The organism is Streptosporangiales bacterium (genome assembly GCA_009379955.1).
GTDB lineage: Bacteria > Actinomycetota > Actinomycetes > Streptosporangiales > WHST01 > WHST01.
Genome location: WHST01000158.1, coordinates 1 through 13,089, shown reverse-complemented (window position 1 = coordinate 13,089; position 13,089 = coordinate 1). Strand labels below are relative to the sequence as shown.

Below are 13,089 nucleotides of genomic sequence, written 5' to 3'. Positions count from 1 at the left end.
TCAACGCACCCCACCTCGTCGCCCTCGTCCGAACAGGAGCGACCTTCAAGAAAGGCAAACTCGTCGAACGCCCCGACGACCAACCGAGTCAGCAGCAAGCTGCATGACACACCTATCCACAGGTATTGACAATTGCTCGGAGACCAGGAAGTTGGAGGACGGCGACTACGCGTGGTGGACGGATATGGTCAGCATCAACTTGGACGCCGCCTACATCTGGTGCAAGGAGGCCTCGCCGCATCTGGCCGACGGCGCGAGCATCGTAACCATCTCCTCTGTCCACGCAATGGTCGGCCCGCGACTGCACAGCAGTGCGGCCTACTCAGCGAGCAAGGCAGGAGTTGTGGGACTCACCAAGGCGCTCGCTGTCGAACTTGCGTCGCGACATATCCGGGTCAACACCGTCGCGCCCGGCCTCGTGGAGTCGCCGCTGACGCGACCGAGGATCGACGACAAGAAGTATCGAGCCGCCTGGTTTGCCAGACAACCGATCCAACGAATGATCACTGCCCACGATGTGGCGATGGCAGTGCAGTTCTTGGTCTCGAACGAGGCGTCTGCCATCTCCGGTGTGGTGCTCCCTGTGGATGGAGGGCTGCTCGCCTCCTCATGAGACGTCACCTTCCGATGATGTTCCGATGCACGGACCACGGTGCCGACACGACCGTGGTCCGCCTCGACCGGGAGTCATTGGAACTTGCGGTCGAGGGTCTATCCGTGCGGTCTTGCCTGCTCGAGCGCACCGACCACTGGACACTGGACGTACACGATCTCTTCGTTGTGGTGTTCCGGGTTCCCCAGTGCCATTGGACCGAGTTCGAGGCGTGGTACGTGTATGAGCACGGACCCATGCTCCTGCGTGAAGAGACGTGGCGCGGCTATTGCCTATCCCGTGTGTCCCGCTGTCCTGCCGCAGGACCCACCCATCTCGTGATCCATTCCCTCGATGAGGCTGCCGCACTGACCTCCCCACACCGCCGCCTATCCAGGACGACGCCCTGGTTCCAGCGACTAGGTCGACATGACTGGTTCGACACGGGCTTCGAACGCCACCATCTCGTCTCTCTGGAGGGCCCATGACGAACATGAGCACGTCGAGGCAGGCCGAGACCGCCGACTTCGCCCATGGCGGCGCACCAGAGGTACCTACCTTCGAACCTGACTGGCTCACCAGCTCCGCTGAGTTGCCGGATCTCACGTCGTTGAGACTGCTGTGCGTCATCGCTCACTGCGGCAGCATTGGCAGAGCCGGCAAGCAGCTCGGAATCGCGCAACCATCCGCCAGCCAGCGGTTGCGCCAACTTGAGCGCCGGACAGGCATCCCCTTGGTAGAGCGTACGTTCCGCGGGTGCGTGCTGACGGCAGAGGGCCGTCGCGTCGTGGCCGAGGCAGAGGTACTCCTCGATGCGGCCGACAAGTTTCGCTCTTCCGTCGAGCTACTACGGCTGACCGCACAGGGAAAGCTGAGCCTCGCCGCAAGCTGCGTCGTCGCCGAGTTTCTGCTGCCCGGCTGGATCACGCGACTACGAGATGTCCAGCCCGACCTCAGCATCTCGCTGAAGATGTGCAACTCTGCCGCGGTAGCCCGAGAGCTCGAACGCAGCACCATCGACTTAGGCTTCATCGAAGGACCCGACACCCCCGATGACCTAGTCGAGGTCCCCGTCGCCACAGACGAACTAAAGGTCGTCGTCGGCGCTGCTCACCAGCTGTACGGACGACCACGAGTCTGCATCGACCAGCTCCTTGAATCACGATTGATCACCCGGGAGCTCGGATCCGGCACCAGGGACACCCTCGAGCTGGCCTTAGACCACCACGGCGTCTCACTGCCTCCTGGTGTCCTCGAACTCGGATCGACATCCGCGATCAGATCGGCCGTCGTCCAAGGCGCCGGAGTCGGGATCCTGAGCACATTGGCCATCGAGGAACTCGTGGCATCCGGTGCGATCTGGGTAATGAACGTTCCCGGCCTCCGAATGCACCGCACCCTCAGAGCCGTCTACCGGGCCGGCTCAGTACTCAGCCACCCCGCCAGAGAGCTTCTCGTCATCGCCACCTCCACGTAGATCGTCCGACCGACACTCGCCATCGGGCATGCTGCCCGACACCTCGCGCCAGGACCCTCTTGGGGTCTTGCCTTGAGACTCAGGTCGGCCCACGAGATCTTGCGGCCGTACTTCTTCTTCACCGGCCAGAGCAGCCTGCGCGCCTTGTCGAGGCTCGCGTTGTCGGGCCAGCTGTTCAACGGCGCGAAGCGCTGCATGCCGGCGCCGGCGCCCCGCGGCCGTCGTCGGTACGGTACGTGCCGGCGCTGTGCCACGCCATCCGGATGAAGAGCGGCCCGTAGTGGCCGAAGTCGGCCGGCCACCAGTCCTGCGAGGTCGTCATTACCCCGTCGACCTCCCTCGCCAGTGCGTCGAGGTCGAGGGTCTGGAACTCCGCGGCGCCACGGCCACGACGTCCTCGCGGAACTCCTTGGGATGGGTCTGGGCACGGTGCACATCCTTCCAGCGGCGCCCGTAGGCACCACAGATCAGGTGTCACCTATCCGTGCAGCAGTCCCGTCGTCGCTGATGCACGCCACCGCGCTGCTCGGGTCCGCCGGGGTCACGGCGCGGCGGGCCCTACGGGAGTTGCTCGCGTCGGCAGCAGCCGTTGGCGACCTCCTCACAGCGGGTGGGAATCCCGGTGAAGAAGTCGATGCGGGCACCCGGGGCAGCTGAACACCGCGCTCATGATGGGTGCGACCACCGATCAGATCGTCCTCGCGAGTGAGGAAGCCAGGATCGACCTCACTCTCCCGCAAGCGGTACAGGGGCACTGCCGTCGGGTGAATCGAGGATGGCAGCGGGCCGTGACAAATGGGCCAGGATCATCGATGGCATCAGCCGGCCGCACTGATTGCTATCGATACCGGCTGAGCTAACTCCGCAGGTCTACCGATTTGTTGCCGAACCGATCCTGGACAGCGTTCCTGCACTCTCGGACTGGACGATCTACCGCGTCAGTCATCAGCGCCTGCGTGTCTTGAGAGATTGACGGACCATCGCGGTGAACTCGTTGATCGCGGCGTCGGCGGCCGCGCGGTCTCCTGTCAAAGCCATCTCGAAGAGCACGCCGCGACCGACCGCGAGGCACAACCGGGCCATCTGCTCGGCGTACTCAGGTGACGTGACGCGCGCGAATCCCTCGGTGAACCCGGACAGCCAGGCGTCGGTCAGCACCTGTCGCAGGTCCTCGGCGTAGTCCTTGCCGTACATCGCATGGGCCGACAGCTCGTAGAACAGTGGAGCAAACACCTGAGCCGTGTCCGCGACGTGGATCCAATACTCCCGACCCGCCTCGACGGGATCGACGATCTTGCTCACGAACAGGTTCAGCGAGTCTCGCTCGGCCTCACAGACCCGCTCGATCACCGCTGCGAGCAGCTGCGCGCGGGAGCCGAAATGGTAGTTGAGCATCCGGTTGCTGGTTCCGACGCCCGCCGCGAGGGTCCGCATGCTCGTGTCCAGCACCCCGTTGACCGTGAACCACTCCACGACCTTGCCGAGCATCACTTCGCGAGGACGTTCAGTCGCGTCGTTCGGCATCCTCAGCCAATCGCACGAAGATGTCTGCCTCCTGCTGGATCATTTTCCTCGACTTGGATCCGAAGAGTAGCCGAGCGAGCCACGCCAACGGACCGGACCACTCCAGGGTGAGGACCAGCCGGGTGCCGTCGGACTCCGGTTCCAACCCGCGCTTCGACTGGAGGCCCACCTGAGCGGCGCCCAGACGCGTTCGGTTATGGCTGTCGCGGATCGTCTCACCTCGGTCTTGTATCAACTGATACAGTGGTCTCGCGTGGAACGCGCGGCCCAGTTCGTCCCCTGGCGCTACGCCGCATCGCTCCGACCGCAGAGAGGGTCCCCTCTTGGAATTGCGAAGGATCACGCCGGCCCGTGTCCTGGCCGGCGCGATGAATAGCAGTACTCGTATCGGTCGACCACGATCAGGGAGGACCGATGGGTTCGAAGGCCGGGCATGTGCGGGTACGTCAGATTGCGTAGGGACCCTTACGTCCTCGAACGGACGCGTCCTTGGCTGGTCCCGGTGAGGGTTGTCGGCATGTCCTTACGATCCCCTCTCCGCATGTTGGCGGCCGCGTTCGCCGTCGTGGCCGTGACCGTTGTCGGTGCCCCGGTGCCGCAAGCCGCAGCGCACGACAAAGCTCTCGTTCGCGTCGACGCGGGGTGGGTGCGCGGTGAGATCGACGGCAACCACACGACATTCTCTGGTATCCCGTACGCCGCACCACCGGTCGACGAGCGCCGCTGGCGACCGCCGGCGCCTCCTGCGCCGTGGCGAGGCGTCCGCGACGCGACTGAGCCGGCCACCTCATGCCCACAGGCGACCTACGACGAGTCCAACCCGATCGCAGGCCGCGAGGACTGCCTCACCGTCGATGTCGTCCGGCCGCGGGCGCACCGTCATGGCCTGCGTCCAGTGGTCGTGTGGCTGCACGGCGGTGAACTGACCTCCGGTGCATCCGCCGAGTACGACGGCGCTCGACTCGCCGTGGGCGGCGACGTCGTCGTCGTGACGGTCAACTACCGCCTCGGAGCACTCGGCTTCCTCTCCAGCCCCGCGCTCGACGCCGAAGGCACCTTCTCTGGCAACTACGGGTTGCTCGACCAGGCCGAGGCACTGCGCTGGGTCCAGCGCAACATCGCCCGCTTCAGCGGCGATCCGGAGCGGGTCACCCTGGCCGGTCAGTCCTCGGGGGCGCGCAGCGTGTGCACCCATCTCGCCTCCCCGGGATCACGGGGCCTGTTCCACCGCGCGATCACACAGAGCGGTGCCTGCGCGACCGAGGTGATGACGAAGCCGGCCGCTGACGCCAAGGGCACCCAGGCCCTGGAGGAGATCGGGTGCGCAGACGCCGGCACCAACCGCGACATCGCGGCCTGCCTGCGCGAGGTCCCCGTCACCACCCACCTCCTGAATGTACTCGGCGATGTCGGTAACCCCCTCGGCGATCGCCGCAACGCCGCCTGGGGCCCGGTCGCCGGAACGCCGTACCTCCCATTGCAGCCGGCCACCGCTCTTCGCCACGGCCTCACCACGGACGTCCCGTTGCTGCTCGGGAGCACACGTCACGAGGCGCGTGGACCCGTTCTGGGCAGGTTCCCTGACCTGCCTGAGGACCGGTACGTGAACATCCTGCGTGACCTGCTCGGCGCGGACGCCGACCCGGTTCTGGCGGAGTACCCGGCAGCCGAGTTCGACAGCCCAGCGCTCGCACTGTCAACCGTCATCACTGACCGGAACTATGCGTGTCCTACCCTGACCACCGCCCGCGCGGCACGCCGGCACGTTCCCACCTATGCCTACGAGCTTCGTGAGGAAGCCTCACCCATCGATGGGGTGGATTATGGCGCCTACCACAGTTGGGATCTGCCGTTCCTGTTCGACGTCTCGATCCCGAACAGTCAGTTCCCTCCGCTCGCTCCGAAGCAACGGCGGCTCAGCGCCACGATGATCGACTACTGGTCCGCGTTCGCCCACGCCGGCGATCCGAACCGTCACGGTGTTCCGACATGGCCGGCGTTCGGTACCGCCAACACCGTGATTGGACTGTCGACGGACGGAATCCGGCCCACGACATACGCCACCGAGCATCGCTGCCGCTTCTGGGCTGGCATGTGAGCAGAACTGATCCGAGACGGCGGGGTTCGGACGCCACGCCTTCCGACCCTTGTTCCATGCCCGAGCAAACACTGCGCAACCGACACCGCCGACGCGCCGACGCGCCGACGCGCCGCAGACCCTCACCGGTGACGACAGCCTCGTCGAGTCCGGCCAGCCGTCGCGCCTCCGCCAGCTCGGCCGCGTACTCACCCGTGACCAGCGGCGCGGCGTGCTCCGAGTCGTCCCACCGCCGGAACGTCCCGTCGTCGAGGACCGACCGCAGCAGCTCGTCCGCGCTGAGCCTGCTCAGCAGCACCGCCCTCGCATGGATCTGACTGTATTACGCGCGGTGCTTGCCGGCGGGTTAGCGGCGGGTTAGCGGACTCCTGCTTGGCTGACATCGGTCGACCACACCGGACGACGAAGGATACGGAGAGGAACGCCAGATGGGTGTTCGAATGAAGCTCGCCGCAGGCGCCGCCGCCCTGCTCGCCGCGACCTCGATGGTCGTCGGCACCGCGACCGCGGCGTCCGCCGCGCCGACCGAGCGACCGGGGGCGAACACGGTGGTGGCCGACCGGGCCACGACGAAGGCCGACGTGGGCGTACAGGCGATCTGCAGCGGCCGCCTGGTCTCCGGCGGCAAGCACACGATGTCGACGAAGGGCGGCACGCTGCTCGGCACCGTCTACGTCTACTACAACTCCTCGACGGGGAAGAACTGCCTGTACTTCTACAAGGCTCCCCGGTTCCAGGGCACCAAGCACACCGAGACCGCCATCGGCGGCGGCGTGTCGACACAGCAGCTCGACCCGTACGGCAAGTGCCTCTACGTAGGTGGCTTCGACCACTTCGACTGCGGCGCCTTCACCACGTACGCGGGACCGATCAGCTTCCCGGCCAAGGGTCGCTGCATCGACTTCGGCGCGTCGATCACGATCAACCAGAACTACTACTACGGCGTCTGGCGCAAGAAGCACTGCGGCTGAGCCACCGTTCCGCGTCTCGCGGACTGGATGAGGGCTTGTCAGAGCCTCAGCGGGCTGTAGCACGCTGAGGCTCTGACAACGTTCCTTGGAGGAGCCGATGACCGTGACCGCCGAAGCCCGCGCCGCCGAACTCGGACTGGACATCCCCGACTACACCGACGGCTCGTACCACGGGCTCGACTACGGATCGATGAAGGCGTTCCACCGGGTCGGCGCCCTGCTGTTCCTCTCCGGCCACGTTCCCGACGTCCCCGGCCGCGAGGGCGCTCCGATCCACGCCGGCAGGCTCGGCGCCGAGGTCACGGTCGACCAGGGGTACGAGGCGGCGCGGATCACGGCGGTGAACTGCCTGGCGACGATCCGCCTGGCGCTCGGCTCGCTGGACCGGGTGAAGGCGCTGGTGAACTCGCTCAACTTCGTCGTGGTGGCGCCGGGCTTCGTCGACGTCAACCTCGTCTCGAGCGGCTCGTCCGACCTCCTCAGGGACGTCTTCGGACCCGAGGCCGGACTCGGTGGGCGGGCGACGATCGGCGTGTCCGTACTTGCGCACAACCACTGCTTCGAGAACTGGCTCACCATCGAGACGGTCGACTGAGCCCCGGCAGCCGCGGCCGTCCCGCTACGAGACGACGGCCGCGACGACGAGGATCACCAGCAAGACGAGCACGGCACCCAGCGGGATGCCGAGCAACGCCAGGTAGCCCGCGACGCCACGGGACCGCTGCGGCGTCGGTCCCATCGCCCCGGGGGAGAACGCGGTCATCGGCGTGGCATAGTGCACCACCGTCTGCTGCCCCGACCGTACGGGCACGACCGCCGCCGCGGTGCCGACCCTGAACAGCCCTCGGATCGACAGCTCGACGTGATGGTCGCCCGGCGGGAGCAGGTAGGCGTTCTGGCCCCAGCGCGCCCCCACCGGATGCCCGTTCAGCGTCAGCGACGGCGGCACGATCATGAACATGGCGAGCCAGTGGTATGTCGCCTGCACGATCAGCACGCCGGCCCTGGGTGGCCATGGTTGCGGTGGCAACCTGACCGGTTCGCTCCGTGGACGCTGCGCGTCCTCCACGGGCACCGGCGTGCCGAGCGTTCCCCCGCCACCATGGACCTGCGTCATCGAGAACTCCTTCCGGGGCCCAGGGGGACGCTATCGGACGTCCGTGGTGACACGGGCTGGGAGACTGTCCCGGTGAGCGTGTACTTCTCGGTGCTCGGACCGTTGCGGGTGGTCCGCGACGGGCGTGACGTGCCGATCCCTGCGGCGAAGGAACGCGGCCTGCTCGCGGCACTGCTGCTCGACGCGAACCGGTGGCTCACGACCGAGAGGTTGATCGACCACCTGTGGGGCGACGACCCGATCCCGTCCGCCAGGCAGACGCTCATCGTCTACGTCCACCGCCTGCGCGGAGCTCTCGGCCGCGACCGCATCCCCGGCGCCGACCACGGCTACCGGATCAAGGTCGGGCCGGGTGAGCTCGACCTGGCCGACTTCGAGTCGTTGACCGAGCGGGCGGACGAGGCAGAGCGTCGCGGCGAGCTGTCGTTCGCGAGCGACCTGCTGCATGAGGCCCTGGGACTGTGGCGTGGCGAGCCGCTGACCGACGTCTCGTCCGAGTCGCTGCACAGCGAGGTCGTGCAGCCGCTCACCCAGCGCCGGCTCGCGGTGACGGAGCGGCGCTACGAGCTCGAGCTGGCACTGGGCAGGTCCCGCGACACCGCCGTCGAGCTGCGCCGGATCGTCGCCGAGCATCCCCTGCGCGAGCGGCTGTGGGGCCTGTTGATCCGCGCGCTCTATGCGTCCGGGCGACGCGCGGAGGCCCTGGCGGCGTACCGGGAGGTGGCGGCACACCTCGCCGGGGAGCTCGGCATCGACCCAGGAGCCGAGTTGCAGGAGCTCCACCAGTCCGTCCTCACCGGCACGCTCGCGACCGCCGAGGCACCCGCCCAGGGCACGGAGACACCGGTCGTCACCCCACCGGTGGTGTCGCCGAGGCAGTTGCCCGCCGCGCCCGCCGGGTTCGTCGGCCGCCAGACCTCGGTCGACCGGCTGCTGTCGTGGTTCGGCGCGGACGCCGAGGCGCCGACGGTGCACCTGCACGGTCCGCCGGGCGTGGGCAAGTCGGCGCTCGCCGTGCACATCGGACACCTGCTCGTCGACCGGTTCCCCGACGGGCAGCTGTTCGTCGACCTCCGCGGCTTCTCCGCCGAGCAGGCCCTGCGCCCCGCCGACGTGCTGCCGAGGTTCCTCCGCACGCTCGGCGTGCCGGCCGAACAGGTCCCGGCCGACGTGGACGAGCAGGCCGCGATGTTCCGCTCGCGACTCGCGGGCAGGCGCGTGCTCGTGGTGTTGGACAACGCCGCGACACCCGAGCAGGTACGCCCACTGCTGCCCGGCGAGCCGGGATGCGGCGTCATCGTGACGAGTCGCAACCAGCTCCGCCCTCTCGTGGCACTCGACGGCGCGAAGCCGTTCCCGCTCGACGTCCTCACCGAACAGGAGGCGACGGCCCTCCTCGCCGACCGGGTCGACGCCGCCCGGGTGTCAGCCGAACCCGAGGCCCTGGCGCGGATCGCCGAGTCCTGCGGCCGCCTCCCACTGGCCCTGCGGGTGGCCGGAGCGAACCTCGCCCTGCGTCCCCACGAGCGGGTCGCCGATTACGCGACCGAGCTCGACAAGGGTGGCCGGCTCCTGCGGCTGTGGGCGGGTGACGACCGGAGTGCAGTGCAGGCCGCGTTCCACCTCTCCTACACCGCGCTCGACCCGGACGCCCGCCGTCTCTTCCGGCAGCTCGGCCTGATCCCGGGCGCGGACTTCACCACCGAGGCGGCCGCCGCCCTGACGGGCGGGACCGACGTGCGTCGCCCGCTCGACACCCTCGTCGCCGCCAGCCTCCTCCAGCAGCAGGCGGTCGACAGGTACCGGCTGCACGACCTCGTCCGCGACTACGCGTCGCAGCGGGTCCTCGACGAGGACGGCCGGGCGGCCGCCGCCGGGGCGAGGCAGCAACTCTTCGACTGGTACGTCCGCAAGACCGACGCCGCCCTGCTCCCACAGACCGCGGCCCACTACCGGTTGCCGCGCCCGCAGCCGGACGACGCTCTCGTCGCGCGTACCGGCGTCGAGTGGATCGACGTCGAGCTGGCGAACCTCTCGGCAACCGTCGCCCACTGTGCCGAGCACGGCCCGCACCTGGTGGTGTGGCACCTCACGGACGCGTTGCGCCCGCACTTCGCCGCCAGCGGGAACGGATCGGAGTACGCCGGCATGACCGCCGTCGCGCTCTCTCTCGCCGAACGGGAGGGCGATCCGCTGATCACGGCGGCGATGTCGCTGGCCGCAGGCATGCTGCGAAGCAACCTTGCCCACGCCGAGGAGCAGCGCGTCGCACTCATCCGGGCCGCGGGCCTCTTCACCGAGGTGGCGGAGCTCCACGGCGCGGCGTCGGCGCTGCGGCGGCTGTGCATCGTCGACGCGAACGCGTCACGCCATGCCGACGCGCTGCTGGCAGGCGAGCGAGCCCTCGCGCTGTTCCGTCGCATCGGAAACGGCCCGGGCGTCAGTGCCGTCACCCAGAACCTGGCGCTGCTGAAGACGGAGAGCGGCCGGCTGACCGCGGCCGTCGACGACCTCGAGTCCCTCCTCGCGAACGACGACGCGACCGACCCGGAGAGCCGGGCGCGCATCCACGGCATCATCGGACACGCGCTGCGCCGCGTCGGACGCCTCGCCGACGCCCGCACCCATCTCGTCCGTGCCATCGAGCTGTACGACGAGGCGCGGCTGCGGGGCGGCGCGACCGTCGCGCGGTGCGATCTCGCCCGGACCCTGTGTGACGCGGGCGAACACGACCGTGCCCGGCCATTCGCTCTCGAGGCGATCGCGGCCGCCGAACGGCTCGATGACCGCGAGAACACCATCGAGGCCCGTGCCGTCGTGGCCGAGATCGACGTTCGCGGCAGGCCTCCGACGCAGTGGGACGAGGCGCTCGCCCCGACCGCCGAGGAGATGGAGCCGATCGCCGACCACCCGCTGTACTTCCGGTGGCTCGACGTGCTCGGCTGGGCGCACGTGTTCGCGGGCAACCACGACAAGGCGCTGGAGGTCGCGACGCACACCCTCGCCGCGGCGAGGGAACGGTCGCTGCGGCTCGCCGAGGACGCCGCGCTCACCGTGCTCACCGCGGCGCTCGTCGGCCTCGGCCGCTTCGACGAGGCGATCGAGCACGGCACCGAGGCGCTGCGCCGGCACCGCGAGACCGGCTACCGCCTCCGTGAGGCACGCTCCCTCTGCTACCTCGGCGATGCCCGGCACGCCACCGGAGACACCGTCGCGGCACGCGAGGACTGGCAGCAGGCCCGCGACGTCTACACCGCGATCGGCTCCGCCGAGGTGACCGAGGCGGCCCGTCGACTCGGCGAGTGACGCGTTCACGTCGCGCGAGCCGTGCCGGTGGGCTCATCCGACGATGACGCCGTACGCAGTCACGAGCAGAGCCACGGCGAGCAGGACGGCGCCGGTGACTGTGAGCGTGTTGCCGTGCGACCAGCTACCGGCTCGGCCGATGGCCATGTGGACGAACATCCCGCCGGACTGCGCGAGGATGCCGACGGTGAGCAGGAGGCACACCAGCCAGCGCAGGCCGCTGCCGAGACCCCCGCCCGAGACGACGCTCAGGACGGCCAGCGCCATCACCAGGAGCACCCCGGCGTGGGCGTGCCCGGCCTTGAAGTACGTCAGCTGGAAACCGCTGAGCTTGCCGGTGGGCAGCAGCCGCAGCAGCGAGAAGCCGCCGAACATCACCGTCGGCAGCGCGATCAGCACGATCACCGTGAAGAGGTCGACCGGATACTCCATGATGCCTCCCGTTCCCGTTCACGACAGTAGACACCTCGCCCATTGCGTCTCGCTGGCGAACGAATAGCGCGAGCCGGCGGGTAGCATGGCGGTGCCGACCACATCGTGAGGTGAGGACATGACGCGAGCGCTGTACGCCCTCGTGCTGTCGCTCGCGTTCGCGCTGGCCGTCGCTCCGCAGGTGCACGCCGACGCAGGCGGCGTCAGCGTCGCGCTCGCCGTCCTCCTGCTGTCGTCGCTCGTCCTCGTCGCCGCGGCCCGCGACGCGATCGCGGTGCTCACACCCGCCGTCGCCGGCGGACCTGCCGACGACGAGCGCTGCCTGCGCGGCTCCTTCAGGCACCAGAGCAGGCCGGACGCTCCCGGGCGACCCCGACCTCGCGCGCCGGGCGCCGGGCACCGACCGGCGTAGCTCCACCGTGCCGGCGATCGCGCCGGCACCGCCGGTCGGCTGACCCGCTCCGTCCGACCGTCCTCTCGTGCGAGGTGTCCCTTTCATGCTCGATGTCATCGGCTATCCCGTCTCCGTCCTCCTGTGGTGCTGGCACCACGTCTTCGGCTTCCTGCTCGGCGACGCGAACGCGCTCGCCTGGGCACTGGCGATCGTGTTCCTCGTCTTCACCGTGCGCGCCGCCCTGGTGAAACCCGCCCTCGCCCAGGCGCGAGCACTGCCGAAGATGCGGCAGCTGACCACGCGGGTCGCGGCGATCAGGAAGAAGTACCCCGACGACCGGTTCCGGCAGACCGAGGAGCTGCGGAAGGCGCAGCGCGAGCTGGGCGTGAGCCCGTTCGGCAGCATCCTCCCGTTGCTGCTGCAGGTGCCGGCGTTCCTCGGTCTCAACCAGGTGCTGCGCGCGTTCACCGCGTCACCCGACGCCGCGAACTACGTCTTCTCCCTCGCGGACGTCAGGTCGTACCTCGCGGCCACACTGCTCGACGTCCACTTCGGCGACGCCCTGCTCAGCCTCACGTCGACGGGTCCCGGCCTGGTGCAGGCGACCTGGCTGTGGCAGGCGGCACCGGTGGTCATCCCGCTCGTGCTCATCGCCACCGTGGCCACCCACCTCACGGCACGGCTCGCGGTGACCACCCAGCCGATGACGGGTCCGCAGGCGACGATGATGCGGAACCTCAGCCTGTACGTCCTGCCGCTCTCCGTCCTCGTCTTCGGTGCCGCGCTCCCCGTCGGCCTGCTCGTGTACTGGGTGAGCAGCAACGTCTGGATGCTCGGGCAGCAGCGCCTGCTGTCCCGCGTCGTCGACCGGTCGGGACACTAGGGTCCTGAGTCAGAGGTTGTGTGCCGCTGCCGGCGTCCAGGTGGGTGCATCGCAAGGCGGAGGTAGGCCCTCGTACTGGGCCGTACTTGGGCTCTGCCGACAACGCAGCGAGGTGCCCGCCTGGGCGCCGGCAGGGGTGCACGTACTTCTGACTCAGGACACTAGTAGTACTTTGTTACGTGTGTCGCTACCGCTGATCCGGCTCGTGATGTGGTCGTGTTCTGATCCGTGACCCCGGAGGAGATGGACCAGGTCAGGCCGCGGCTGGTGGCGTTCGCTGCGGAGATGCTCGGCG

The 13,089-nt window shown here is 68.7% G+C and carries 11 protein-coding genes and 1 pseudogene; 8 read left to right on the top strand and 4 right to left on the bottom strand.

Translation table 11 applies throughout. The features are described from left to right. Positions 1-103 precede the first annotated feature (103 nt). Complete coding sequence (locus GEV10_29510) at positions 104-613, top strand: SDR family oxidoreductase (protein MQA82550.1); 510 nt, start codon at positions 104-106, stop codon at positions 611-613. A gap of 463 nt (positions 614-1,076) precedes the next feature. Further along, a complete protein-coding gene (locus GEV10_29505; protein ID MQA82549.1) occupies positions 1,077-2,069 on the top strand; it encodes a LysR family transcriptional regulator in 993 nt (330 codons plus the stop codon). A 68-nt stretch (positions 2,070-2,137) separates the two neighbouring features. Here GEV10_29505 and GEV10_29500 read toward each other — a convergent pair. Next, positions 2,138-2,391 (bottom strand): annotated as a pseudogene (locus GEV10_29500) (catalase-peroxidase). 623 nt (positions 2,392-3,014) lie between these two features. Beyond that, the gene (locus tag GEV10_29495) at positions 3,015-3,593 is read right to left on the bottom strand and encodes a TetR family transcriptional regulator (GenBank protein ID MQA82548.1); all 579 of its coding nucleotides are present in this window, start codon (positions 3,591-3,593) and stop codon (positions 3,015-3,017) included. 571 nt (positions 3,594-4,164) lie between these two features. Between GEV10_29495 and GEV10_29490 the strand changes: the two genes are divergently transcribed. From GEV10_29490 to GEV10_29480, 3 genes are all read left to right on the top strand, one after another. After that, positions 4,165-5,691 (top strand): carboxylesterase family protein, encoded by a 1,527-nt coding sequence (locus GEV10_29490; protein ID MQA82547.1) that lies wholly within the window; start codon positions 4,165-4,167, stop codon positions 5,689-5,691. A 428-nt stretch (positions 5,692-6,119) separates the two neighbouring features. Then, the gene (locus GEV10_29485) at positions 6,120-6,662 is read left to right on the top strand and encodes a hypothetical protein (protein MQA82546.1); all 543 of its coding nucleotides are present in this window, start codon (positions 6,120-6,122) and stop codon (positions 6,660-6,662) included. A gap of 97 nt (positions 6,663-6,759) precedes the next feature. After that, a complete protein-coding gene (locus tag GEV10_29480) occupies positions 6,760-7,257 on the top strand; it encodes a RidA family protein (protein ID MQA82545.1) in 498 nt (165 codons plus the stop codon). Positions 7,258-7,281: 24 nt separating this feature from the next. On the opposite strand, the gene GEV10_29475 is transcribed toward GEV10_29480, so the two are convergent. Further along, positions 7,282-7,578: a hypothetical protein gene (locus GEV10_29475; GenBank protein MQA82544.1), complete on the bottom strand. Its 297-nt coding sequence runs from the start codon at positions 7,576-7,578 to the stop codon at positions 7,282-7,284. Here GEV10_29475 and GEV10_29470 point away from each other — a divergent pair. Further along, complete coding sequence (locus GEV10_29470) at positions 7,528-11,085, top strand: tetratricopeptide repeat protein (protein ID MQA82543.1); 3,558 nt, start codon at positions 7,528-7,530, stop codon at positions 11,083-11,085. The genes GEV10_29475 and GEV10_29470 overlap by 51 nt on opposite strands. A 33-nt stretch (positions 11,086-11,118) precedes the next feature. Here the strand turns inward: GEV10_29470 and GEV10_29465 are convergent, their stop codons facing one another. Then, entirely contained in the window at positions 11,119-11,517 is a 399-nt protein-coding gene (locus tag GEV10_29465) for a hypothetical protein (protein MQA82542.1), read from the bottom strand. Between the two features lie 118 nt (positions 11,518-11,635). Here GEV10_29465 and GEV10_29460 point away from each other — a divergent pair, with 118 nt between their 5' ends. Together GEV10_29460 and yidC are read left to right on the top strand one after the other, a co-directional pair. Next, a complete protein-coding gene (locus GEV10_29460; protein ID MQA82541.1) occupies positions 11,636-11,929 on the top strand; it encodes a hypothetical protein in 294 nt (97 codons plus the stop codon). A gap of 85 nt (positions 11,930-12,014) precedes the next feature. Next, entirely contained in the window at positions 12,015-12,794 is a 780-nt protein-coding gene (yidC, locus tag GEV10_29455; protein MQA82540.1) for a membrane protein insertase YidC, read from the top strand. The last annotated feature ends 295 nt before the right edge of the window (positions 12,795-13,089 follow it).